General features: G+C 65.7%; 20 protein-coding genes. 10 read left to right on the top strand and 10 right to left on the bottom strand.

Annotation, left to right across the window (positions count from 1 at the left end; genetic code table 11):
• Positions 1–51 precede the first annotated feature (51 nt).
• Positions 52–810, bottom strand: coding sequence for an SDR family NAD(P)-dependent oxidoreductase (locus AC1DYS_RS05350; protein ID WP_477896762.1), 759 nt, complete (start codon positions 808–810; stop codon positions 52–54).
• A 124-nt stretch (positions 811–934) separates the two neighbouring features.
• Between AC1DYS_RS05350 and AC1DYS_RS05345 the strand changes: the two genes are divergently transcribed.
• The gene (locus tag AC1DYS_RS05345) at positions 935–1,840 is read left to right on the top strand and encodes a LysR family transcriptional regulator (protein WP_477897280.1); all 906 of its coding nucleotides are present in this window, start codon (positions 935–937) and stop codon (positions 1,838–1,840) included.
• Positions 1,841–1,867: 27 nt separating this feature from the next.
• Here AC1DYS_RS05345 and AC1DYS_RS05340 read toward each other — a convergent pair whose 3' ends face one another.
• Both AC1DYS_RS05340 and AC1DYS_RS05335 read right to left on the bottom strand, forming a co-directional pair.
• Entirely contained in the window at positions 1,868–3,397 is a 1,530-nt protein-coding gene (locus AC1DYS_RS05340) for an alkaline phosphatase D family protein (RefSeq protein ID WP_477896760.1), read from the bottom strand.
• A 63-nt stretch (positions 3,398–3,460) separates the two neighbouring features.
• Complete coding sequence (locus tag AC1DYS_RS05335) at positions 3,461–4,510, bottom strand: type 1 periplasmic-binding domain-containing protein (RefSeq protein ID WP_477896758.1); 1,050 nt, start codon at positions 4,508–4,510, stop codon at positions 3,461–3,463.
• Between the two features lie 194 nt (positions 4,511–4,704).
• Between AC1DYS_RS05335 and AC1DYS_RS05330 the strand changes: the two genes are divergently transcribed.
• The 5 genes from AC1DYS_RS05330 to AC1DYS_RS05310 all read left to right on the top strand — a co-directional run bounded on the left by AC1DYS_RS05330 (position 4,705) and on the right by AC1DYS_RS05310 (position 10,466).
• Positions 4,705–6,789: an ATP-dependent helicase gene (locus AC1DYS_RS05330; RefSeq protein ID WP_477896756.1), complete on the top strand. Its 2,085-nt coding sequence runs from the start codon at positions 4,705–4,707 to the stop codon at positions 6,787–6,789.
• A gap of 98 nt (positions 6,790–6,887) precedes the next feature.
• Positions 6,888–7,868 carry a quinone oxidoreductase family protein gene (locus AC1DYS_RS05325; protein WP_477896754.1) on the top strand — a complete coding sequence of 327 codons (981 nt, stop codon included), beginning with the start codon at positions 6,888–6,890 and terminating at the stop codon, positions 7,866–7,868.
• 65 nt (positions 7,869–7,933) lie between these two features.
• Positions 7,934–8,791, top strand: coding sequence for a cytochrome b/b6 domain-containing protein (locus tag AC1DYS_RS05320; protein WP_477896752.1), 858 nt, complete (start codon positions 7,934–7,936; stop codon positions 8,789–8,791).
• Positions 8,788–9,579 (top strand): molybdopterin-binding protein, encoded by a 792-nt coding sequence (locus tag AC1DYS_RS05315; RefSeq protein ID WP_477896750.1) that lies wholly within the window; start codon positions 8,788–8,790, stop codon positions 9,577–9,579. The genes AC1DYS_RS05320 and AC1DYS_RS05315 overlap by 4 nt, the downstream gene beginning before the upstream one ends.
• Positions 9,580–9,659: 80 nt before the next feature.
• The gene (locus tag AC1DYS_RS05310; protein WP_477896748.1) at positions 9,660–10,466 is read left to right on the top strand and encodes a DUF707 domain-containing protein; all 807 of its coding nucleotides are present in this window, start codon (positions 9,660–9,662) and stop codon (positions 10,464–10,466) included.
• A 36-nt stretch (positions 10,467–10,502) separates the two neighbouring features.
• Here the strand turns inward: AC1DYS_RS05310 and AC1DYS_RS05305 are convergent, their stop codons facing one another.
• From AC1DYS_RS05305 to AC1DYS_RS05285, 5 genes are all read right to left on the bottom strand, one after another.
• Positions 10,503–10,787, bottom strand: a complete 285-nt coding sequence (locus AC1DYS_RS05305; RefSeq protein ID WP_477896746.1) for a hypothetical protein — start codon at positions 10,785–10,787, stop codon at positions 10,503–10,505.
• Between the two features lie 120 nt (positions 10,788–10,907).
• Positions 10,908–11,747 (bottom strand): LytR/AlgR family response regulator transcription factor, encoded by an 840-nt coding sequence (locus AC1DYS_RS05300; protein WP_477896744.1) that lies wholly within the window; start codon positions 11,745–11,747, stop codon positions 10,908–10,910.
• The gene (locus AC1DYS_RS05295; RefSeq protein WP_477896742.1) at positions 11,744–13,081 is read right to left on the bottom strand and encodes a sensor histidine kinase; all 1,338 of its coding nucleotides are present in this window, start codon (positions 13,079–13,081) and stop codon (positions 11,744–11,746) included. The genes AC1DYS_RS05300 and AC1DYS_RS05295 overlap by 4 nt, the downstream gene beginning before the upstream one ends.
• Positions 13,082–13,249: 168 nt before the next feature.
• Positions 13,250–14,713, bottom strand: a complete 1,464-nt coding sequence (locus AC1DYS_RS05290) for a DUF1501 domain-containing protein (RefSeq protein ID WP_477896740.1) — start codon at positions 14,711–14,713, stop codon at positions 13,250–13,252.
• A gap of 10 nt (positions 14,714–14,723) precedes the next feature.
• Complete coding sequence (locus AC1DYS_RS05285; RefSeq protein WP_477896738.1) at positions 14,724–16,307, bottom strand: DUF1800 domain-containing protein; 1,584 nt, start codon at positions 16,305–16,307, stop codon at positions 14,724–14,726.
• Positions 16,308–16,309: 2 nt separating this feature from the next.
• Here AC1DYS_RS05285 and AC1DYS_RS05280 point away from each other — a divergent pair, with 2 nt between their 5' ends.
• Positions 16,310–16,588, top strand: coding sequence for a hypothetical protein (locus AC1DYS_RS05280; protein WP_477896736.1), 279 nt, complete (start codon positions 16,310–16,312; stop codon positions 16,586–16,588).
• 259 nt (positions 16,589–16,847) lie between these two features.
• Here the strand turns inward: AC1DYS_RS05280 and AC1DYS_RS05275 are convergent, their stop codons facing one another.
• Positions 16,848–18,554: a cation:proton antiporter domain-containing protein gene (locus AC1DYS_RS05275; RefSeq protein WP_477896734.1), complete on the bottom strand. Its 1,707-nt coding sequence runs from the start codon at positions 18,552–18,554 to the stop codon at positions 16,848–16,850.
• Between the two features lie 402 nt (positions 18,555–18,956).
• On the opposite strand from AC1DYS_RS05275, the gene AC1DYS_RS05270 reads away from it, so the two are divergent.
• The 3 genes from AC1DYS_RS05270 to AC1DYS_RS05260 all read left to right on the top strand — a co-directional run bounded on the left by AC1DYS_RS05270 (position 18,957) and on the right by AC1DYS_RS05260 (position 22,861).
• The gene (locus AC1DYS_RS05270) at positions 18,957–21,701 is read left to right on the top strand and encodes a TonB-dependent receptor plug domain-containing protein (protein WP_477896732.1); all 2,745 of its coding nucleotides are present in this window, start codon (positions 18,957–18,959) and stop codon (positions 21,699–21,701) included.
• Between the two features lie 224 nt (positions 21,702–21,925).
• The gene (locus AC1DYS_RS05265) at positions 21,926–22,435 is read left to right on the top strand and encodes a pyridoxamine 5'-phosphate oxidase family protein (protein WP_477896730.1); all 510 of its coding nucleotides are present in this window, start codon (positions 21,926–21,928) and stop codon (positions 22,433–22,435) included.
• A gap of 27 nt (positions 22,436–22,462) precedes the next feature.
• The gene (locus AC1DYS_RS05260) at positions 22,463–22,861 is read left to right on the top strand and encodes a response regulator (protein WP_477896728.1); all 399 of its coding nucleotides are present in this window, start codon (positions 22,463–22,465) and stop codon (positions 22,859–22,861) included.
• 72 nt (positions 22,862–22,933) lie between these two features.
• Here AC1DYS_RS05260 and AC1DYS_RS05255 read toward each other — a convergent pair whose 3' ends face one another.
• Positions 22,934–23,107, bottom strand: a complete 174-nt coding sequence (locus tag AC1DYS_RS05255) for a hypothetical protein (protein WP_477896726.1) — start codon at positions 23,105–23,107, stop codon at positions 22,934–22,936.
• Positions 23,108–23,307: the final 200 nt, after the last annotated feature.

The following is a 23,307-nucleotide window of genomic DNA, read 5'->3' as shown; positions in this document are numbered from 1 at the left end:
CCGTCGGGTGGCGCCCCTTGAGGGCAGGAGCGAAGCGACTGGGGGGCAAACTCAGATGGATTGGCCGCCCGAGACTTCGATGCGCTGTGCGTTGATCCAGGCGGTGCCGGGTGACAGCAGAGAGGCGATCGCGCCGCCGATGTCGTCAGGCAGGCCCACGCGGCCAAGCGCCGTCTGTGACGCGATCATTGCGTTCAGCTGCGCGTTGTCGCGCACCGCACCGCCGCCGAAGTCGGTCTCGATCGCACCCGGAGCCACGGTGTTGACCGAGATGCCTCGCGCACCAAGCTCCTTGGCCAGGTAGCGCGTAAGGACCTCCACTCCGCCTTTCATCGCTGCATAAGCCGCGTAGCCGGGCAGTGCGAAGCGCGCCAGGCCGCTCGAGATGTTGACGATGCGGCCGCCATCGGCGAGCAGCGGCAATAGCGTCTGCGTGAGGAAGAAGGTGCCCTTGAAGTGCACGTTCACCAGTTCATCGAACTGTGCTTCGGTGGTCTCGGCAAAGCTTGCGTGGACGCCCACGCCGGCGTTGTTGATCAGATGGTCGAACTGCTCGCGCTGCCAGGTCTGCGCCAGGGTGCGCTTGAGCACCGCCGCGAAGTCGCGGAAGCTCTTGCTGTCGCCCACATCGAGCGGCAGGGCCACGGCACGGCGGCCCATCTGCTCGATCTGCGCGACCACCTTGGTCGCTTCGCTGGTGTTGCTGCGGTAGGTCAGGACAACGTCGACGCCTTGCTCGGCAAGCTTGAGCGCGGTGCTCTTGCCGAGGCCGCGGCTGCCGCCGGTGATGAGTGCGATGGAGGTGCTCATGTCAGGTTCCTTCATGGAAGTGGATCGGGTGCGTGACTTTATTGATTCGATCCAATCGGATAAATTGGCCTGAAACGATTTGTTTGTTCAGATTTCCAGACCAATGACACCCAACCCACTCTCGATGAACCGGCTCGACAGCCTGCAGATGTTCGTGCGCGTGGCCGAGCTGAGCAGCTTCACGCAGGCGGCCGAACAGCTGGGCCTGCCGAAGGCGCGTGTCTCGACCGCCGTGCAGCAGCTCGAGGGCCTGCTCGGCACACGCCTCTTGCACCGCACCACCCGCCGCGTGCAGATGACGCAAGACGGCCAGGCGTTCTACGAGCGCTGCAAGGACGTGCTGGCCGACGTGGACGAGCTGCAGGCCATGTTCCAGCAAGGCGTGCAGGCCCTGCGCGGCCGGCTGCGGGTCGACATGCCGGTGCTGGTGGCGCGCGACCAGGTGATTCCGCGGCTCTCCGAGTTCCTGGCCGTCCACCCACAGATCGAGATCGAGCTCAGCAGCACCGACCGCCGTGTCGACGTGGTGCGCGAGGGCTTCGATTGCGTGATGCGCGTCGGCCCGCTCAGCGACTCAGGTCTCGTGGCGCGGCCACTCGGCGCACTGAAGCAGATCAACTGCGCGAGCCCGAGCTACGTGAAACAGTACGGCAAGCCGAAGACGCTGGCCGATTTGGCCAAGCACCGGCTGGTGCACTACGTGCCGACGCTGGGCGCCAAGTCGGTGGGCTGGGAGTACGTGGACGAAGGCCGCACCCGCATGGTGGCGATGGGTGGCGTGCTCAGCGTGAACAGCACCGAGTCATACCAGGCCGCCTGCCTGGCCGGGCTCGGCCTGATCCAGGCGCCGGCAGCGGGATTGCGGCCGCTGATCGAGCGCGGCCTGCTGGTCGAGGTGATGCCGCGGTGCCACGCGCCCTCGCTGCCGGTGTCCTTGCTGTACGCCAACCGGCGCAACCTGCCCAAGCGGGTGCAGGTCTTCATGGGCTGGCTGGCGCAGATCCTCACGCCGTATCTCGAGGCGAGTTGAGCCATGCAGGCTCCCCAGGCAACCTAGTCAGGCAGCCTGCGCCCCCGGCTTGCCGGCCTCGACGCAGAAGCGCGCCACCGTGTTCACGGCCGAAGCCGGGTTGTTGGGCTCCACGACGGCGAGCAGGCTGGCGTCGAGCCGCTTGCCGGTGAGCGTGAAGTCCATGTAGCCGCGCTGGTCGCCGCGGGCGTAGTGAACATGGGGGTTGAACGGCAAGGCGGCATCGATGCGCTGCTGCGAGATGCCGTGGCTGCTGATGGAGCTGCCGCAGAACTCGCTGGCGATGACGGCTGATTTGGCATCGTCGTAATCGACCTTGAGATCAGTCACGTAGTGGCTGTGCACGTCGCCGCCCAGCACCACGACGTTCGGCAGCTTGCGTTCGGCCACCGTGCCGAGCAGGCGCTTGCGGGCCGGCGCATAGCCATCCCAGCCATCGGTCCAGTAGCTGCCGCCCGGGGTGGCGGAAGACGCGGGGTCGGACCGCGTGAAGCGTGCCATCAGCGTCTGCTGGGCGAGCAGGTTCCACGGGCGTGTCTCGTCCCAGCCTTGCGCGAGCCAGCGCTCCTGGTCGGCACCAAGCAGCGTGCGTTTCGTATCGAGCAGCTCGGGGCAGCCTTTCAGCGGTACGGTGTTCGACCCGTTGCGGCCAGGCCCGGGGCAGGCCTGCGCGTCGCGGTACTGGCGGTCGTCGAGCGCATGGATGCGCGCAAGCGTGCCCCAGTCGTAGCGGTCGTACAGGCGCATCTCGGTGCCGCGCGGGCGCATCACCTTCGGAAACGGCATGTGCTCCCAGTACGCCTGCGTCGCCGCGGCGCGGCGATGGTTGAAGAAGGGGTCGGGCATCTGCGGTGTGTCGGCGGCGTAGTCGTTCTCGATCTCGTGGTCGTCCCACACCGCCATCCACGGGGCGATGGCGTGCGCGGCCTGCAAGGCGGGGTCTGTCTTGTACTGCGCGTAGCGGGCGCGGTACTGGTCGAGCGAGCGCGCCATCGGGCCGTCGTGCAGGCGCACCGCCGCGGGCGGCGAGGCGTATTCGTAGATGTAGTCGCCGAGAAAGAGAACGAGGTCGAGCTCTTGCGTGGCCATGTGACGCCACGCGGCGTAGTGGCCGTGGTCCCAGCGCTGGCAGCTTGCGATGGTGAAGCGCAAGGCACTCACTGCTGCGTCGGGCGCCGGCGCGGTGCGCGTGCGGCCCACGGCGCTTTGCTGGCCGAGTGCGGTGAATCGGTACCAGTACCAGCGGCCCGGCTGCAAGCCCACGGGCTCCGCGTGCACGCTGTGGGCCCAGGCGGCTTCGGCCACGTCGACACCACTGGCGGCGATGTTCTTGAAGGCCTCGTCGTGCGCCAGCTCCCAGCGCACGTCGACACGTTCGGGAAGGGGGTCACCGGTGAGCCGCGTCCACAGCACCAGGCGGTCGGCGCGCGGGTGGCCCGAGGCGATGCCGAGCGCGAAGCGCGGCGTGTCGGCCGCCATCGCGTGGCGAACGAACCAGGGCGCCAGCGCAGCGCCGGCAGTGAGTGTGAGAACGTGGCGGCGGGTGGTCGAGTTCATGGCCGCCGGGTTTACCACAGACCGTTGACGAAGCCGTCTACGGCCCCACACGTCTGCGCAGAATCAGCGAGACGAGGTCAACACCGGCTGCGCGCAGCTGCCGGTAACGCCTTCCACCACAAAGGGCAGCGTGCTCCAGGTGTTCGATGCACAGGTGGCGCCGGTCTTGCAGCCGCAGGTCTTGGCCTTCACCATCTGGTCGAAGGCACCGGCTTCGCGCGGCGCGAGCTTGGGCAGCTTGGCGCCAAAGATCAACTGCATGGCTTCGTCGGGCGCCGCTGCATCACGCGCCGGCAGGTGGCCGAGGATGGTGCCGATGTTCTGTGCATCGGCCCACGCGGCTGCCGGCTTGGCACCGGCACGCAGGCGCGTCACATAGGCGAGTGCAATTTCCATCGCGGCATAGCCGCGTGCCGCCGAGAGAGTGAACGGCTTCTTGAACGCGGCCGTGTAGGCCGGCGCAACGTCGTACCAGCGCGCCTTGTCGACCGACAGCACAGGGCACAAGGCCGCGTCGTACTTGTCGGACACGCGCGGCTCGAAGTCGATCCAGCAGACGCTGTTGGCCGTGACGCGCAAGCCGGCTTCGGTGCGCAGACGGGCAGCGATGCCATCGGCCACGTTGGCGTTGAGCCGGGCGAATTGCACCGAGCCGTCGGCGGCGTAGCGCTCGGCATTGCTGGACACGAAGAGTAGGCCCGCGTTCTTGAGCAGCACCGGCACCGAGCCGACCACGCACCAGCCACCGAGCACGAGGTCGACCTTCTCTTCGATGAGCGATTGCGCAGCGAGCGCGGCGCGATGCGGATTGCAGGCGCTGTCCTTCACCACCAGCGTGGGCACCGGCGCCTGGCCGGGCCAGGTCTGCAGCGCGAGCTGCATGCCGTTGCGGATGTCTTGCCCTTGCGCTGCATTGGGCCAGCTCTCGGGGACGATGGCGCCGATGTGGATCTCGGTCGCCTTGACCGGCTTGGCTGTCTTGGGTGGCGCAGCCATCGCGAACGACGCCATCAGCCACCCTGCACCAACGAGAACGAGGGCCGCCACCGTGGGCCTTCGAGACGACGCGAGCTGCAGCGTGGTTCCCTCTGTGTGCGCTTCGTTGTAGTGCATTGTTCTTTCCTGTGTGGACGGCGCCGGGCTTCGTGGGCCCGGGCCGAATTGCGTAACAAATGGTATGAGCGGCGTGCCACGCTGCACAACGCCAAGGTTCGCGCCACTTTTCACGCTTGAGTCAAGTTCGACCCTGCCACCGCACCAACGGTGCTTGGCTATGATGAGCCGCTCCCCTCGCCCCGCCTCCCGTCTTGTCTTCTCCCCCCGATACCCTCAACTCCGCCCAGATGGAAGCGGTGCACCACCTTGGTGGGCCATGCCTCGTGCTCGCAGGCGCAGGCTCGGGCAAGACGCGTGTCATCACGCACAAGATCGCGCGCCTGCTCGAAGCCGGCTACGCCCCCGGGCAGATCGCCGCCATCACCTTCACCAACAAGGCCGCGCAGGAAATGCGCGAACGGGCCAAGTCGCTGATCGGTGCGCGCGCGGCCAAGCACCTGGTGGTGAGCACCTTCCACTCGCTGGGCGTGCGCATCTTGCGCAGCGAGGGCGAGAAGCTGGGCCTCAAGGAGCAGTTCAGCATCCTCGACAGCGACGATGTGCTGAGCGTGCTGAAAGACGCCGGCTCGAGCAGCGACAACAACCTTGCGCGCCGCTGGCAATGGACCATCAGCCTGTGGAAGAACCAGGGCCTGAGCAGCGACCGGGTGGAACCGCAGAACGACGATGAGCGCGTGGCCCAGCAGGTGATGAAGCGCTACGAGGAGCGGCTGGCCGCTTACCAGGCGGTCGACTTCGACGACCTCATCGGCCTGCCGCACAAGCTGCTGCAGCGCGACGCCGAAGCGCGCGCCAAGTGGCAAGACACCTTGCGCTATTTGCTGGTCGACGAGTACCAGGACACCAACGCCATCCAGTACGAGATGCTCAAGCTGCTGGCCGGCGACCGCGCGATGTTCACCGCGGTGGGCGACGACGACCAGAGCATCTATGGCTGGCGCGGTGCGACCATCGACAACCTGCGCCGGCTGCCGGCCGAGTACCCACAGCTGAAGGTGATTCCGCTGGAGCAGAACTACCGCTCCACCGGCCACATCCTGCGTGCGGCCAACGCGGTGATCGGCCACAACCCGAAGCTCTTCGAGAAGAAGCTGTGGAGCGACCTGGGCGACGGCGAACCGGTGCTGGTGGTGGAGTGCGACAACGAAGAGCACGAGGCGGAACGCGCGGTGGCGCGCATCCAATCCATTCGCGCCCAGGGGGGCGCGATCGTCAATCAAAGTGGACAAGGCGGCGAGGTGCTGTTCAAGGACTTCGCCGTGCTCTACCGCGCCAACCACCAGGCGCGCATCTTCGAGAAGGCGCTGCGCCGCGCCAACATTCCGTACAAGGTGTCGGGCGGGCAGAGCTTCTTCGACCGCGCCGAGATCAAGGACCTGTGCGCTTGGCTGCGCCTGTTGGTCAACAACGACGACGACCCGGCGTTCCTGCGTGCTGTGACCACGCCCAAGCGCGGCATCGGCCACCAGACGCTTGCGTCGCTGGGCGAGTTCTCGGGCAAGTGGAAGACGAGCCTGTACGAAGCGCTGTTCGCCGAGAGCCTGGGCACGATGCTGAACGCGCGCGCCGTGGGTTCTCTGCATGAGTTCGGCCGCTACGTGAACGACCTGGAGTACCGCGCACGGCACACCGTGGGCGCCGAAGATGCCAAGGCCTTTTTGATGGGCTGGCTGAAAGACATCGACTACGAGAAACATCTGCTCGAAGGCGAAGACAGCGAAAAGATGGCCGCCAACCGCTGGGGCAACGTGCTCGACTTCATCGACTGGATCGCCAAGCGCTGCGGCGGGCAGATCGAGAACGACGGCGGCATCAGCGTGGAGATCGAAAAGAAAAGCGTGCTCGAGGTGGCGCAGACCATCTCGGTGATCATCAGCCTGGCCGAACGCGGCGATGAGCAAGACCAGGTGACGCTCTCCACCTTGCATGCCTCCAAGGGCCTGGAGTGGCCGCACGTGGTGCTCGCCGGTGTCAACGAAGGCCTGCTGCCCTTCAAGAGCGACGACGACGAGATGACGCCGCAGCGATTGGAAGAAGAGCGCCGCCTGATGTACGTCGGCATCACACGCGCGCGGCGCACGCTCGCGGTCAACGTGCTGCGCCGACGCAAGAAGGGCCGCGACACCATCCAGGGCATTCCCAGCCGCTTCATCGCCGAGATGAAACTGCACGAGGCCAAGGCCAAGGAAGACCCGCGCGAGAAGCTGAAGGCACTGCGCGCCGCCGCCGCCAAGCGGGCGGAAGACGCGAAACAGGCCGAGCCCAGCAAGGGTTGATCGTTGCGGCTACGCTCTCGCCGAGCCGCCGTGATGCCGTCACGGAAACCGCCACAGAGACCGCCGCAGAGACCGTTTCGCATACCCGAGGAGACCCCATGACCACCGCCCGTGCCATCCGCCTCACCGAATTCGGCGCGCCCGACGTGATGAAGCTGGAGACCGTCGAGCTGCCCGCCCCTGCTGCTGGCGAAGTTCAATTGCGCCAGACCGCCATCGGCTTCAACTTCATCGACGTGTACCAGCGCGCCGGCAGGTACCCGCTGCCTTCGCCGACCGGCCTGGGCCATGAGGCCGTCGGCGTGGTCGAGGCCGTGGGCAGCGGGGTGCGCGACCTGCATGTCGGGGACCGCGTCGTCTACATGAACGCCGGCGTCGGCGCCTATGCCAGCCACCGCAACGTGCCGGCCGAACGCATGGCGCGCCTGCCAGCCAGCGTGAGCGACGAAGACGCCGCGGCCGTGTTCTTCAAGGCAATGACGGCGCAGTTCCTGGTGAAGAAGACGCACCGCGTGCAGCCCGGCGACATCGTCGTCGTGCATGCGGCAGCCGGCGGCGTCGGCCAGATCCTCAGCCGCTGGTGCAAGGCGCTGGGCGCGACCGTGATCGGCACGGCCGGCTCGGCCGCCAAATGCGAAGCGGCCCTTGCCGCGGGTTGCGATGCGGCCATCGACTACTCGCAGGCGGACTGGGTGGAACGGGTCATCGCCGCCACGAACGGGCACAAGGCGCGCGTGGTCTACGACTCAGTGGGCCAGCACACCTTCATGGGCTCGCTCGACTGCACCGCGCCGTTCGGCCTGGTGGTGCTCTACGGCGCCGCCTCCGGGCCGGTGCCGGCCTTCGAACCCGAGCTGCTGAACAAGAAGGGCTGCCTGTTTCTCACGCGGCCGTCGGTCTTCCCGCACAACGCCGACGTGGCCACCTTCCGTCACAACGCGGCCGACGTGTTCGAGGCCATGGCCTCGGGTGCGGTGGTGGCCAGCATCGGTGCGCGCTTTCCGCTGGAGCGGGCGGCTGACGCCCACCGCCTGGCCGAGTCGCGCGGCACGGCGGGCGCAATCGTCATGACGCCCTGAAGACCGCGCCGCGGGTGCGCCGAAAGGTGTACCGTGCAGCTTCCTGGATGCAGGAGAACGTGGTCATGTCCGAGCAAGCCAAGGCCCCACCGCCCAAGCCCGCCAGCTACCTGTACGTTCGCCACGCGCTGCCGGTGCGTGCGATGCACTGGATCAACGTGGTCTCGCTGACCGTGCTGCTGATGAGCGGGTTGATGATCTTCAATGCCCACCCGTCCCTCACGTGGGGCAAGTCGTCGTACACCGGCCGGCCGCCGGTGTTCGAGATCACCGCCCTGCGCACCAGCAGCGGCCAGCTGATCGGCGTCACGCGCATCTTCGGTCGCCAGTTCGACACCACCGGCGTGCTCGGCGTGTCGGCCGGACCGAACGGCAAGCCGACCCTCATCGCGTTTCCGCAGTGGCTCACGATTCCCAGCAGCTACTCGCTCGCCGCGGCCCGCCTGTGGCACATCTTCTTCGCCTGGATGCTCATGTTCAACGGCCTGGCCTACTTGGCCTACGCGCTGACCAGTCGCCACCTGCAGCGCAACCTGCTGCCCACGCGCACCGACTGGCGCGGCATTGGCCAATCGATCCGCGATCACATCCGCCTCAAGCACCCGCAGGGCGAAGCGGCCAAGCACTACAACGTGCTGCAGAAGCTCAGCTACGTGGTGGTGATCTTCGTGCTGCTGCCGCTGATCATCCTCACCGGGTGGGCCATGTCGCCCAAGTTGAACTCGATCTGGCCGGGCTGGGTGGACGCATTCGGCGGGCGGCAATCGGCGCGCACGGTGCACTTCGTCGTCGCATGGCTGCTGGTCGGCTTCGTGGCAATCCACGTGTTCGAAGTGATCGTGAGCGGTTTCTGGAACCACCTGCGCTCGATGATCACCGGCCACTATCGAATCACCGACCCGCAGAGAAAGACCCGCCCATGACGAAAGCGCGCAACCGGCTCGGCGTGACACCCGAGGCCCTCGCCAAACGGCGGTTCCTGACACGCACACTGGGCGGCACCGGCGCGCTGCTGCTCGCGGGCTGCGACAAGCTGAACCAGAGCCCGGCGTTCAAGAAGGTGCTGTCGACCGGTGAAGTGCTGAGCGAGAACGTGCACCGCTTCGCCGCCGGGCCGGGGTCGATGGCGCAGGAGTTCTCTCCCGCCGACCTGTCGCCGAGTTTTCGCGGCAACGGCAACACCAACCCCGGGAGCGCCGAGTACAAGGCCCTGGCCGCCAACGGCTTCGCCGACTGGAAGCTCGTGGTCGACGGCCTGGTGGAGCAGCCCGGCGCGTGGTCGCTCGAGCAGCTGCGCGCCATGCCCAGCCGCACGCAGATCACCCGCCACGATTGCGTCGAAGGCTGGAGCGCCATCGGCCAATGGACCGGCGCACCGCTCGCCCAGCTGCTGGCGTTGGTCAAGCCCAAGCCCGAAGCGCGCTACGTGGTGTTCCATTGCGCCGACTCGTTCGGCAGCGCGCGGTACTACGAGAGCATCGACATGGAGGACGCTTACCACCCGCAAACGCTGCTCGCCTACGCGCTGAACGGCCAGACGCTTCCCGTAACCAACGGCGCGCCGCTGCGCCTGCGTGTCGAGCGCCAGCTCGGCTACAAGCACGCCAAGTACCTGATGCGGCTGGAGCTGGTCAACGACTTCTCGCGCATCGGCGGCGGCCATGGCGGCTACTGGGAAGACCAGGGGTACCAGTGGTACGCCGGCATCTGAGACGGCATCGTTCTTTCATCGCAGCGCGAGCTCCGCGGAACGCCAATTGCTCAGGCGGCTCATATCAGGAGGCGGCCGCCATGCGCAGAGTGAAGAATTTGTGGGTCCGATCGGTCAATGCCATCAAGGGAGTGCAAAGCAAAGCGAGGTTGCGGCAGTGGGTGAAGGAGCGTGACGCCCGGCGAGCGACCGAGAAGAATTTACAAACCTCGGGCAAGAAGTACCTTTACGCCTCGCCAGTCGGCGCTTCGGGCGAAGCCCAGCTGAGAAAGCTGCTCGAGAAGTTCGATGCAGAGCACTTTGACTTTCTGATCTTCGTCTACGACGGGCACCAGTTCGAGGGCGCGCCGTTCGACCGCTGCACCTTCATCCATGAGAAAGGCGTGATCTACCACTTCTTCAAGAAGTACATCACGCCCGAAGTGGCCGCCAAGTACGACGTGATCTTCCTCGGCATGGAAGACATCGAGATCGACGACTTCTCGTGGCAGCGCTTCATCGAGGTGATGAAGCGCAACCAGCTCGACATGGCGGCGCCTGCGCTCTCGGCGCAGTCGATCACACCGCACAAGATCATGTACCGCCAGCCCACCGAGACCGGGCGGCTGGTGGATGTGATCGAGCTCTTCCTGACGGCGTTCGACGCGCGCGCGTGGCCACGCTTCTGGAACCTGATCGAGCGCGACTACAACCACTGGGGCTGGGGCTACGTGCAGCTGGCGCAGTACGCGTGCGAATTCAAGATGGGCCTGGTGGATTGCGAAACCATCTCGGTCGTGCGCCCGCCCAACTACCGCCAGGAGTCGGCCGACGGCATGAAGGCCTTGTTCGCCAAGCACCGCCACACGCGGCGCGCGAACTTCATCTCCTACGGGCTGCTGGAATAGCCGGCGGCGGCCTTCAGCGCGACAAGCGCTGCTGCGTCAGGCCAGCGCCGAGAAGATGCATTGATTCTCAGGGCCGAGACGCAGCATCACGTGCCATGCCGACACGTCGATGATCTGGCCGCSTTCGTTGTAGGCGTAGCAGAGCCGCCCGCCGCCGGTGAAGTGCACCACGTGCGAGGTGGAGCCCGCGATGTGGTTGATCTGATGGCTTTGCACCTGCGCCAGATCGGCGATGCCCACCGAAGCGATGGCCTCGACCTGCAGCGTGATGTTGCCTTGCGCATCGGTGAAAAACGCGCGGCGAGTGCGGGTGCTGTTCACGGTGGCGCTCGAAGAGTTGGCGTGTCCGGGTCGGACCCCAAGGCCAGCGGGTGGTTCCGTGGCCCGACTCGAATTCGGGGGTCTGACAGGTACGCGCAAGCTTCCTCGGCCGCCCTGTGACTACATCCCTTTGAACAGGCCTGTGAAGCTGCGGCTGACCTCGAGCTTCTCGTTGTGGCCCTTCACGCTGACGAGCTGGCGGCCACGCATGTCGCGGCTCACGCCGGCGATGGCCTTGGTGTTGACCAGCGTGGAGCGGTGGATCTGCCAGAACTGCTCGGGGTCGAGCTCGTCGATGAGCTCCTTGATGGGCTTGCGGATCAGCGCTTCGAGTGTGGCCGTCTGCACCCGGGTGTACTTCTCGTCGGAGATGAAGAACAGCACGTCGTCGACCGGGATCATCTGAATGCTCTGACCCACGGTGGCCTGGATCCACTTCAGGCGCTGCGGCGCACCGCCTGGGTTCATCTGGCTCGCAAGCTTGTGCAGCAGCTGCTGCATGTCGGCACCGGCCGACGGCGGCGGCTCGCGCGTGGCTTGGCGCTGCGCCAGCCGTTTGCGGATGCGTTCGACGGTGAGCTGCAGGCGCTCGCGCTCTGCCGGCTTCAGCACGTAGTCGACCACGCCCTGCTCGAAGGCCTCGACCGCGTACTGGTCGTAGGCGGTGATGAAGACGATCTCGCAACCGGGCCAGGCCTCAGGCTCGTCGCCATGCTGTTCATCGGGTTGCTCGTCCGGCAGCACGGCGATCTGCCGCGCGGCTTCGACGCCCGTCATGCCGGGCATGCGGATGTCGAGGAAGACGATGTCGGGCCGGTGCTGCCGCGTGAGTTCCACCGCTTCGAGGCCGTTCTTCGCCTCGGCCACGATCTCGAGCTCGGGCCACACCTCGCCCAGGCGCGCGCGCAGTTGCTCGCGCATCAATCGTTCGTCGTCGGCGATCACGGCTCTCAGCTTCATGCAGTCTCTCCAGAGTGCGAGGAATAGGGCACCGTGATGGTCACCGCCGTGCCGCCCCCTGGATTCTCCGCCACCGTCAGGCTGGCCTTGTTGCCATAGAGAAGCTGCAGCCGCTCGCGGATGTTGGCGAGGCCGATGCCGGTGCCCGCCGTGGGCGCCTTGCCGAAGCCGAGGCCGGTGTCAGCCACCTTCACGGCCAGCTTGCCGTGCACGATCTCGGCGCTCACCGTCAGCGAACCGCCTTCCGGCTTGGGCTCCAGGCCATGCTTGATGGCGTTCTCGACCAGGCTCTGCAGCATCATCGGCGGGAACTCGGCCGACATCAGGCCCTCGTTGACACGAATGTCGGTGACGAGGCGGTCTTCCATCCGCACCTTCAATATCTCGAGGTAGGGCCGGATCATCGCCAGCTCGCGGCCGAGGTCGCGGCTGCCTTGTGCATTGGCTTCGCGCATCGTCGGCATGCTGGCACGCAGCAGCGCGATCAGGTTCTTCTGCATCTTGCTGGCGCGCGGCGGGTCGGTCTCGATCAGGTGGTCGATGCTGGCCAGCGTGTTGAACAGGAAGTGCGGCTCCACCTGCGCCTGCATCGCGGCCATGCGGGCTTCGATCACCTGGCGCTTCAGCGCTTCGGACTCGGCCATCTCGGTGGCGACGACCGCTTGCGCTTCGGCCTTGAAGCGGCCGGCCGCCATGATCTTGGTGATGCCCGAGATGACGATCATCAGGAAGGCGAACGGCGGCAGGTGGTCGCCCAGGCGGAAGGCCTTGATGCGGATCTCCTTCATGCCGGAGGCTTCGGCCGCAGCCGCCGCCTCTGCCGCGTCGCGCTCGGCTTCCTTCGCGTCTTCGATGGCTTCCTTGATCGCGGATTTGGCTTCCTCGATGGCGGCACGCACGTCGGCGTTGGTGGCCTTGTCCGGCAGGTCGATGTTCACACTGGGCAGATCAACATGAAGGCCACTCGGCGTGCTGGCAGCCGATGCGGCGGCGGCTGGCGCACTGGCCGACACCGGCCCGATGCGAATGCCGTGCTCGTCGACGGTGAGGGCGTATTGCTTGCCGTTGATGTCGAACAGCGAACTCTCGCTGCCGGGCTTGGCAGGCGGCTGCGGTGCCTGGGGCGCCACAGGCGCTTTCGGCGGCTTGGGGGGAACGACCGGGCGCGGCTTGTAGATGACCGTGTCTTCACCCCAGCGCAGGTTGAAGGGCGGCAGGTCGGACGCGACGCCGGCGACGATCATCGTCAGCACCGACAAGAGGAAGAACCGCTTCCAGCTGATGCTGTCGAGCCAGCGCGCGTAGGCGCTGAAGGCGCGGACGAACGCGCTCACGAATTGCGAAGTGGAAGAAGGAGCGGAGGGAGCAGAGGAAACCATGCACTCACTGTAAGCCGCCCCCTGGCAGCCCCGCCACGGGCAAGCGACAGGCCGAACGATCGATCGGACAGGCTGCAGGCCGGGCCGACAGGCGTCAGCGCCGGCCAGCCCGCCAACCGGGCGTCAGAGGAAGCCGAGCTTGCGGTTCGTGCCGAAATTCACGAGATTCGGCAGCACCGTGTTGAGCTGGCTGTCGGTGGCGCCGAACCAGCCCAGCAGCGTGGCGGCGTACTGGTCGACCGAGGTGGTCGGGATCCAGCGGCCTTGCAGCTCCCAGCTGTCGACGCCCACGTCGTTGGCGCCGCCCAGCGCCAGCTCCGGGAAAGTACCGTAGCTCGCCCCACCCTTGACCGCGCCGCCCACCACCAGGTGGGTGTTGCCCCAGGCGTGGTCGGTGCCGGAGCTGTTGTTCGGCGTGAAGGTGCGGCCGAAGTCGCTCTGCGTGAACGCGGTGACCGCGTCGCCCATGCCGAGCGCTTTCATCGCCGAGTAGAAGGCGCCGAGCGCATCGCCCAGTTCCTTCAGCAGGTTGGCGTGGTTGCCGGTGGTGGGCGCGCCGCCGGCAACCTGGTTGCCGTGGGTGTCGAAGCCATCCATGCGGGCGAAGAACATCTGCTTGTTGCCGCCGACGGTGCCGTTGGCGGCGATGAGCTTGGCGATCTGGTAGAGCTGGCCCGCCAGGTCGGTGGTGAGCTCGGTGCCAGCGATCAGCGGCTTGAAGGCGGCGTCGATGGCGGCCAGCGCGCCAGTACCGCCCGGCTCGATCGCAACCAACCCGCCCAGCCGCTCGGACACGCTGAAGGCGTTGCGCTGCGCGGTGGCATAGGCCTCGGTGAGGTCGGTCTCCTGACCGCTGGCGTAGAGCGCATTGAGTGCGCTCTTGCGCAGTTGGTTGGGCGCGTACTTTTGTGCCTCGGTCTCGAGGACGTAGGCGCCGAAGGTCTCGCCCGGCGTGTCAGGCAGCACCAGCGGCGAGATCGTGTCGGTGAGGCCGAAGCGCGTGCTGCCTGCGACCGAGATGACCGGGTTCTGCGTCGCCAACGCGGCCGAAGCGCGGCCACCCCAGCCACTGCGCGTGAGTGCGCTGGTGCTGCCGGTCTCCCACTCGATCTGCTGGTCGGAGTGTGAGAACAGGTTGGCCGGGATCAGCGTGGAGCTGTCGGGCTCGGCGCGGAACTGCGCCTTGGTCATCGGCTTGTAGAGCGTGCCAAGGTTGAACACCGGTGCCAGCTTGCCTTCGGCCCACACCGGCGCCAGGCCTTGCAGCGACGGGTGCATGCCGTAGCTGATGCCCGACATCGGCAACAGGCTCGCGCTCGGCAGCGCCAGGCCCTTGCGCACCGTGGCGTACTGGTTGTAGCGCGCGGTGTCGGTCGGCACGATGGTGTTGAGGCCGTCGTTGCCGCCGTACAGGAAGATGCAGACCAGCGCCTTGTAGTCGGCGGCGTACGCGCGCTTGGTGCCGAGCACCAGGTTGGCGGCAGTGCCCAGGCCCAGCGCACCGGCCATGCCGGCGCTGCTGCGCATCAGCCAGCGGCGGCGGTCCATCGAGAGGGCGGCAGTCGCGAAGGAAGTCTTCTTGTTCATGGCCATGTCCTTAGCGTTGCACTTGGTAGTGCGGGGAGCCATAGATCAGGTACGCCGCAGCCTTGACGCGATTGACCTTCCAGTTGGCCGAGTCGGTCGACGACGTCCACCACGAGACGGCCTTGACGACCTCGGTGCGTGCGGCAGTCGGCAGCGTGTTGCCGAGAGCGAGCATCGAGATTCGGTCGACCAGAACGTTGGCATCGGCGGCGTCGGTGGTGAACGCACTCAGGTTGACCAGGGTCCCGACCGGGTTCGGCACGCTGCTGTCGGGGGCGCTGCCGCCCCAGTCGAGCATGTAGGTCAGGAAGTTGAGCCGCGCGAGCGCCGTGTTGGCGTTGTGGATGCCAAAAGTCGGCCCCACCAGGGTGGTACCGGCGACGGGATAGTCGGGCGGGTAAAAGTTGAAGACCGAAGGCGGGCGGAACACATGCTCGCGCATGGTCTCGCCCCACCACCAGCTGAGCGCATCGCCGTCGGTCTTGCCGTTGAGGCCGCGCAGCACGCCGGTGAACATCTGCACCGGCTCGCGCAGCTTGCCGCCGCCGCGGGTGACGCTGTCGCCGCGTGCTTCGGCATCGAGCAGCACCGCGGCCACGGTGGCCGCGAGGTCACCACGCTGGCCGGTGCCGAAGCTCAGGTACTTGCCCGTGGTGAAGGCCGACGCCACGCGGCTCACGTAGGCGGCTGACGGGTTGCTGCTCACCAGGTGCTGGATCAGCTGCTTGCCGATGAACGGCGCGGTATTCGGGTGGGTGATCACGCTGTCGAGCACCGTCTCGAGCGCCTGTGGGGCAGTCTGCCCGGCGGCCACGGTGTAGCCGTTTAGCAAGGGGCGCACAGTGGTGTCGTGGTACTTGGCCACGGGGACCATGTCGCCGTCGTTCGCGCCGCCGTAGTAGCGGCAGTTGGCACCGCTCGGGTAGCAGCCGTACGACGTGGCGCCGCCGGCGGGGTAGGTCCAGCCGGTCAGCGCGTAGGCATAGGAGCGCACCGTCTCGTTGGTGTAGGTGGGTGTGCAAGCACCGCCCTTCAGCGTGCCGTTGGGGTTGAGCTCGCAGGTGCCGATGGAGAAGAGCTGCAGCAGCTCACGCGCGAAGTTCTCGTTCGGCGCGTCCTTGTCGTTGTTGGCGTTGTTCAGGAAGTCGCCCATCACCGGCGACAGGATCACCTTCTTCAGCACCTGCCGGTAGTTGCCGAGAGATTCGCGCAGCAACACGTTGTAGTAATTTCGGAAGCCATAGTTGCCACTGACGTCGAGGTTGTTGATCACCACGATCTGTTGCAGCGCGAAGGCCACGCGCTGGCGCAGCTGGTCGGGCTGGTTGACGGCGTTGCGGTAGAAGTCCCAGAGCAGCGGCTCGGTGGAGTAGTAGTCGCGCCAGCAGTCGTCACCTTTGCCGGTGCAGAAGTCGCCGCTGCCGGTGAACTGGTGGATCTCGCCGCCCTTGCCACTGGTGTAGCTGGAAGTCTTCAGCGCCATCTGCTCCGCCACCCACGCGCTGGCGCCTTTGCTCTTGATGCTGGCGACCAATGCTTCGGTCGGGCCGAAGCTGGCCTGGTCGGCCAGCCGCACGGCGTCGCGTTGCGACATCGGTGCTGGTGCTGGTGCTGGTGCGGGTGCTGGTGCTGGTGCAGGCGCTGGTACTGGAGCGGGTGCAGGCGCCGGAGCGGGAGCTGGAGATGGCGCAGGGGCTGGTGCAGGTGACGGCGCTGGTGCCGGAGATGGCGAAGGCGCTGGCGCGGGGGCTGGTGCAGGCGCCGGCGAAGGCGCGGGTGCAGGCGCCGGTGAAGGCGTGTCCGACACTGGAGGCGACACCGGTGTGCCGTTGCTTTCTCCACCTGAGCCGCCGCAGGCGCTCAGCACGGCAGTGAACAGGCCCGCGATCGCGGCCTTCTGCCAACGTGAGTTCAGCAGCTTAGGCGCGGCGTGGCGCGTAGAAGAGTGGCTGGCAACCGGCATGGGGTGTCCCTGTTTGCTTGCAAGAGTGGCAATTTGCGTCGCGGGCGTGTCGTCGCCGACCTCGCTCTCGACGGGTTTCGTCGGTGTCTTTGTCAAACACCTTGGCGAAACGCAGCCAGGGTCATTGCAGCAGGATGGGTGCCTGTTGCTGTTACCGGATGTTCACCTGTTTCAGTGAGGTGCGGCCACCGGGCGCATGCGCGACAGCACATGCGCCGCCATGCCGCTGGCCAGCTCCTGTTCGCCGATGAAGACGGTGCCCACCTGCTCCTGCGCGAGCAGCGCAGCCTCGTCGTCGCTGTGGCTGCGCACCACCACCTCGATGGCGGGGTTCAGCATGCGCGCGTTCTCCACCATCTTGCGCACGCTGAAGGTGTCGGGCGTTGCGATCACCAGCATGCCGGCCTGCGCAATGTGGGCCTGGATCAGTACCGCTGGGTCGGCCGCATCGCCGCTCACTGCCGGCGTATGGCGCGCACGCAGCTGCTCAACGATTTCCCGGTTCTCCTCGGCTACCACGTAGGGAATGCGCTTCTCGTCCAGTGCCTGCGCGATGCGCCGCCCAACGCGGCCGTAGCCGACGAGCACCACCTGTCCGGTGAGGTAGGAGGCATGCACCGAGGTCGGCAACTCGGCCAGCGGGTCGTCGCGCTGCTCCAGCTTGCGCGCGAGCGGAGACTTCGCACGCAGCCACGCCTGCACCGGCTCGATGGTGGTGAACAGCAGCGAGTTGAGCGCGATCGATATCAACGCACCGGCGAGGATGAGGCTCTGCCCTTCCGGAGACAGCAGGCCCAGCGCAACACCCAGCCCGGCGAGGATGAACGAGAACTCGCCGATCTGCGCCAGGCTCGCGCCGACCGTGAGCGCGCTGTTGATCGGGTACCTGAAGGCCAGCACCAGCGCGATGGCCGCGATCGTCTTGCCGACCATGACGATGGCGACCACCATCAGCACCTTGAGCGGCTCGTCGATCAGCACGCGCGGGTCGAACAGCATGCCCACCGACACGAAGAACAGCACCGAGAACGCGTCGCGCAACGGCAGCGACTCGTCGGCCGCGCGATGGCTGAACTCCGACTCGCGCATCATCATGCCGGCGAAGAAAGCGCCCAGCGCGAACGACACATCGAACAGCTTGGCCGAGCCGTAAGCCACGCCCACGGCAGCCGCCACCACGCACAACGTGAACAACTCGCGCGAGCCGGTCTTCGCCACCAGCCACAAGAGCTTGGGGAACAAGCGCTTGCCGACGATCAGCATCAGCGCGATGAAGGTGCCGACCTTTGCGAAGGTGATGCCCAGCGTGGCCCAGAGGCCGTGCTCCGACGGCGCGGCATTCATGTTGCCGCCCAGCAGCCCGGCCATCGGCGGCAGCAACACCAGCACCATCACCATCACAAGGTCTTCGACCACCAGCCAGCCGACCGCGATGCGCCCGTTCAGTGACTCGAGCACGCCCCGCGCCTCCAGCGCTTTCAACAACACCACGGTGCTCGCGACCGACAGCGACAAGCCGAACACCAGCGAAGCACCCAGACTCCAACCCCAGACCGCTGCCACGCCCATGCCCATGGCGGTGGCTACCGCGATCTGGATGATGGCGCCCGGAACTGCGATGCGCCGCACCGCCATCAAGTCGGCCAGCGAGAAATGCAGGCCCACGCCCAGCATCAGCAGCATCACCCCGATCTCGGCCAGCTGGCCTGCCAGGTCCACATCGGCCACGAACCCCGGCGTGGCCGGCCCGATGACGATGCCCGCGAGCAGATAGCCCACCAGCGGCGGCACCTTGATGCGGGCTGCAAGAAAACCCAGGATCAGCGCCAGGCCCAGGCCGGCTGCGATGGTGGAGATGAGGCTGACGTTGTGAGGCATGCCCAGTTATAGACGACTTGGCACGGGTCGCTCCCTGCGGCGCTGCGCATCCATTGGTCAGCCCAGGAGGCCATGTCATCGGCCGGCCTGCACCACGTGGGGGCAATCCCTGGGGCTTTCGCGTTAGCTGGTCTGGCGCATGCCTTGCTTAGTGGTCGCCCCAACCCATGGGCGACTTGTATCGCCGGCCGACAAACAAGAGCGCAATCGAGCCAGCCCCCTCGAGGTTCCATCTGCTGGCCTCACGAGGGCCATTCGCTGCAGTCCCCGCCTAACCCAATCGCTCAGGAGAGAAGTACGTCACCCCGGCTACCGCCGGGACGTTCCGGGTGCCTCCTGAGCATCACCACCCGGAATCTTCCATCAACCGATAGCACTTCCCCACGAGGGAGGAGGACCGTTATGCATCGAAAAACGAAGATCCATCGGGCGCTTGGCCTGGCATTTGGCGGAGGCATGCTCCTGGCCGCCCATCAATCCATGGCGCAGCAGCAACTTGAACGGGTAGAAATTACCGGCTCGTCGATCCGACGCGTCGAGTCTGAAACCGCCCTGCCGATCACCGTCATCACACGCGAACAGATCGAGCGCAGCGGCGCAACGAATGTGGAAACGCTGATCCAAAGAGTTTCCGCCAGCAGCGGCATGCAGTCCGACACCACCCAAGGAACGGGTTACGCGACCTCGAACGCCAACATGCGCGGTTTGGGTGCCAACTCGACCCTGGTGCTCTTGAATGGACGGCGGCTGGCGAATCACCCGTTCGGCAGCATCGGCGGCACGGTCTCGGTGGACTTGAACAGCATCCCGTTTGCAGCCATCGAACGCATCGAGGTCTTGAGAGACGGCGCATCTGCCGTGTACGGCACGGATGCCGTCGGCGGGGTCATCAACTTCATCACCCGACGCGACTACAAGAATGGCGAATTGAGCCTGCGCTACGGGGCTCCCGAGAAGAACATCGGCGGCAAGGAAAGCGGCCTCACGCTCTCCTTTGGCATGGGCGACCTGCCAAGCGACGGCTACAACTTCCTGCTGACCGCCAACTACCAGGACAACACCCGCGTGCGCGCGGTCGACCAGAAGTTCTACAACCGAGGCATGCAGGAGATCCCCGGCTCCGACCCACCCACTTCGGGTCGCGCTTTCCCCGGCCGGTTGGTCGACTACGGCTTGAGCCCAGGTGCCTACATCAGCAACGGCACCTTCGTCGACCCGAAATTCGCACCTTGCGATCCGGAGAACACCACCACCCAAAACGCCGGAACCACACCTGGCGGGCAGGACTTGCTTCGTTGCCGCTTCATCTATTCAGCGACGCTGGACAACCTGCCTGATCAGACCAAGGGAGACCTCTTCGGGCGCTTCACTCGCCGCATCGATGCATCCAACGAGTTCTTCGCCGAAGCGTCCTATGCCCGCAATCACAACATCGGGCGCGTGGCGCCGGTGCCCATCGATTCGACGGCGGGGCACCTCGACCCCGTCACCGCGTCTTACCCAAGCTTCGCCATCCCGGTCAGCAGCCCCTACTTTCCGGCGGCTTTGCTGACCAGCCTGGGCTACACCGTGCCCACGACCGGGGTGGCCGAGATCTCGATGCGGGCGGTTCCAGTCGGCAACCGGATCAACGACAACGTCAACGAGCAGTTGCGCGTCGTCTCGGGCGTCAAGGGAACGATGGAAGGCTGGGACTACGACTCGGCCGTGACGGTTGCGCGCGGTGCCGGCAAGCTGAGCTACCAGGGCTACATCAGCGAGCCTCGTTTCATCGCAGCGCTCGCCACGGGCAAGATCAATCCTTTCGGCCCCAACGACGCGGAAGGCGATGCCTTGCTGCGTTCCACCCTGATGGAAGGGGAAATGCGCAAGTCGTCGACCACGACGACCGTGATCGACGGTAAAGCGAGCCGCGAATTCATGGCGCTGCCTGGCGGGCAACTGGCTGCTGCCTTTGGCTTCGACGTTCGCCACGAACAGGCAAACGACAAGCCCGTCAACGACGAATACCGCCTCGGTCTTCACATCGGCGGGGAAGGGTCAGTGCCTGAAACCAAGGCCAGCCGCAACGTGTTCGCGGTGTACTCCGAAGTCAACGCGCCATTTGCCAAAGGGTGGGAAGCCAGCGTCGCAGCACGTTTCGACCGCTACAGCGACTTCGGCTCCACCTTCAACCCGCGCGCCAGCATCCGCTGGCAACCGAGCTCGGAGATGCTGCTGCGCGCGTCGGCGGGCACGGGCTTCCGCGCACCGTCGCTGTGGGACGTCAACAGCCCGCCTTCGGTAACCAACACGGCGAACTCGCTGGTCGACCCGAACTGCCCCATCGCCGGGGACGCCCGATGCGAGAGCCAGTTCAACGAGCGCTTCTCGTCTTCACCCAATCTGAAGCCGGAAAAGTCTCGCCAGTTCTCGGTCGGCCTGGTACTGGAACCGGTGAAGTGGATATCAGCCTCGCTGGACTACTGGAACATCCAGAAGAAGGACCAGATCAGCGTGATCACGGGGGATGCAATCCTTACCGATCCTGAGTTGCTGGCGAAGTTCGGCGGCCGCATTCACCGCACGGCCGACGGCTTCCTGAGCTACATCGATACGCCTGTCGAGAACCTGGGCGACCTGAAGACCTCGGGCATCGACATCGACATCACCACGCGCTGGAACCTGGAGTCGCTGGGCAAGCTCACCGCCAGCGTGAACGGTACTTACGTCGACACGTTCAAGCGCCAAGCCTACGCCGATGGTCCCTTTACCGACTACGCCGGTACCGCCGGCGACGGCGGAAGTGTGCAGCCTCATCCGCGCTGGCAGCACACCGTGAGCTTCGATCTGCAACAAGGCGTCTGGGGCGTTGCCCTGCAGAACGTGTTTGTGAAAGGCTGGACGGAATCGGCCGAACTGGTCAACGCGAACATCGGCGTCAACGCGCCGTATCACGTGAAGGATTCCAGCCGCTGGAATCTGTCCGGCATCTTTACTGGGCTGAAGGACGTGACCGTGCGCGTTGGCGTGCGCAACCTGTTCGACGAAGACCCTCCGTTCACGGCGGTGTCTTCGTACGGCTCGCACGCAGCCGGCTATGCGGCGTCGTTCACCGATCCGCGGGGCCGATTTTACTACGCCAGTCTGGGATACCAGTTCAAGTAACGGAGACAGGGATGTGAAGACCTTGGAGGCCCCGCTGGGGCCTCTTTTTTTTGCCAACGACACGCCGTTACGTCCGCTAACAGGTGGAGGCGTCGCATGCGCAAAACCGGCGAAGACCAGACACCTCCTACACGCAGAGGCGTTCAACACTGATCGCGCAGGGCGGTTCGGGCTGGTTCAATGGTTCTCACGTAGCCGGGCAAATCACCTTAAGGGGGCACACCATGAGTCAGCAAGACACCAACGAATCGCGCGAAAAGTTGTGGGAATTGATCAAGGACACGAAGTTCGCGATGTTCACCACCCGCCACAGCAATGGCCACCTGCATTCGCGGCCAATGACCACGCAGAACAAGAAGGTCGACGAAGACAGCAGCCTGTGGTTCTTCATGTCTCGCTCCGGAGACCCGGTCGAGGACATCGCCGCCGAGCCGAACGTGAATGTGGCGTATGCCAACCCGGACAAGGACAGCTACGTGTCGGTCTCCGGCACCGCCCGCGTGGTGGACAACATGGCGAAGAGGGAGCAGCTGTGGAGCAAGCTCAACGAGGCGTGGTTCCAGGGCGGCTTGACCGACCCTGATCTGGCCCTGGTGCAAGTACAGATCACCCACGCCGGCTACTGGGACGTGAAGTCCAACAAGCTGGTGCAGCTCTTTGCGATGGCGAAGGCCGCCGTGACCGGACGTTCGCCACGAGACATCGCCGAACACGGCGAAGTCCGCATGCGCTGACGCGCTGGCCTCCACTTCATGAAAGACATGGACATGCACACGCTCAGGACCTACATCGTCGAAGACAGCGCGGTCATTCGCGAGAGCTTGATCGAGCTCTTGGAAGAGTCGGTGCCGGTACAGGTGGTCGGCACCGCGGAAGACGAGCTCACCGCCTTGCGCTGGATCGACAAGGACAGCAGCCAGTGCGACCTGGTCATCGTCGACATCTACCTCAAGGGTGGCTCCGGGCTCGGGGTGCTCAAGGCCGGCGCCGGTGTCTACAACCGGCCAGCGAAGTGGGTGGTATTCAGCAACCATGCCACGCAGGAGATGCGTGAACGCTGCCTGGAACTGGGCGCGGATTGCGTGTTCGACAAGTCGAACGAGATTGATGAGTTGCTGATGTACTGCAACCGGCTGGCCGAGTCCGACGTGGTGAACTGAGGCGGGCCGACCGAAACCTTCATGAAAAAAGCCGGCTGACGCCGGCTTTTTGGCACCCCGCAGCGTGACCGTTCAGGACGCGCGCTTGGCGGTGATGACCACCGCTTCGAGCTGCATCACCGGTGCCTTGGCGACTTGCTCGGTGGACTGTGCAGCCGGCGTGGCGAACAGCGCCATCGCGATCGCAACGTGACCTGCGATCAAGGTAGAGAAGGTCAGGACGGGGGCAATGAAACGTTCGATCATGGTGGGCTCCTGCGGGGTGGTGTGTTGCGATGAGTGAACTTTAGGCAGCACACCCTGCCCTGCCCAGCGGCTTGCGACAGGCCGCAAACAATGCGGGACGAGATGCAATCAGCGCGGATGGAAGTGTTCGCCGATGGGCACTACCGAGCCCCGCAGTCACGCGTCATCGGTGTAATCGACGACTGATCTTCCCGCGACTG

It is taken from the genome of Rhizobacter sp. P2_G4, from assembly GCF_056403575.1.
The sequence above is the reverse complement of the archived record's forward strand: the minus strand, read 5'-3'. Positions and strand labels throughout refer to the sequence as shown.

What these genes read in the sequence shown, in the direction of transcription:
- AC1DYS_RS05350 (WP_477896762.1), bottom strand. Translation starts at nt 810, where the DNA reads ATGAGCACCTCCATCGCACTCATCACCGGCGGCAGCCGCGGCCTCGGC.
- AC1DYS_RS05345 (WP_477897280.1), top strand. Translation starts at nt 935, where the DNA reads ATGAACCGGCTCGACAGCCTGCAGATGTTCGTGCGCGTGGCCGAGCTG.
- AC1DYS_RS05340 (WP_477896760.1), bottom strand. Translation starts at nt 3,397, where the DNA reads ATGAACTCGACCACCCGCCGCCACGTTCTCACACTCACTGCCGGCGCT.
- AC1DYS_RS05335 (WP_477896758.1), bottom strand. Translation starts at nt 4,510, where the DNA reads ATGCACTACAACGAAGCGCACACAGAGGGAACCACGCTGCAGCTCGCG.
- AC1DYS_RS05325 (WP_477896754.1), top strand. Translation starts at nt 6,888, where the DNA reads ATGACCACCGCCCGTGCCATCCGCCTCACCGAATTCGGCGCGCCCGAC.
- AC1DYS_RS05320 (WP_477896752.1), top strand. Translation starts at nt 7,934, where the DNA reads ATGTCCGAGCAAGCCAAGGCCCCACCGCCCAAGCCCGCCAGCTACCTG.
- AC1DYS_RS05315 (WP_477896750.1), top strand. Translation starts at nt 8,788, where the DNA reads ATGACGAAAGCGCGCAACCGGCTCGGCGTGACACCCGAGGCCCTCGCC.
- AC1DYS_RS05310 (WP_477896748.1), top strand. Translation starts at nt 9,660, where the DNA reads ATGCGCAGAGTGAAGAATTTGTGGGTCCGATCGGTCAATGCCATCAAG.
- AC1DYS_RS05300 (WP_477896744.1), bottom strand. Translation starts at nt 11,747, where the DNA reads ATGAAGCTGAGAGCCGTGATCGCCGACGACGAACGATTGATGCGCGAG.
- AC1DYS_RS05290 (WP_477896740.1), bottom strand. Translation starts at nt 14,713, where the DNA reads ATGAACAAGAAGACTTCCTTCGCGACTGCCGCCCTCTCGATGGACCGC.
- AC1DYS_RS05285 (WP_477896738.1), bottom strand. Translation starts at nt 16,307, where the DNA reads ATGTCGCAACGCGACGCCGTGCGGCTGGCCGACCAGGCCAGCTTCGGC.
- AC1DYS_RS05275 (WP_477896734.1), bottom strand. Translation starts at nt 18,554, where the DNA reads ATGCCTCACAACGTCAGCCTCATCTCCACCATCGCAGCCGGCCTGGGC.
- AC1DYS_RS05270 (WP_477896732.1), top strand. Translation starts at nt 18,957, where the DNA reads ATGCATCGAAAAACGAAGATCCATCGGGCGCTTGGCCTGGCATTTGGC.
- AC1DYS_RS05265 (WP_477896730.1), top strand. Translation starts at nt 21,926, where the DNA reads ATGAGTCAGCAAGACACCAACGAATCGCGCGAAAAGTTGTGGGAATTG.
- AC1DYS_RS05260 (WP_477896728.1), top strand. Translation starts at nt 22,463, where the DNA reads ATGGACATGCACACGCTCAGGACCTACATCGTCGAAGACAGCGCGGTC.
- AC1DYS_RS05255 (WP_477896726.1), bottom strand. Translation starts at nt 23,107, where the DNA reads ATGATCGAACGTTTCATTGCCCCCGTCCTGACCTTCTCTACCTTGATC.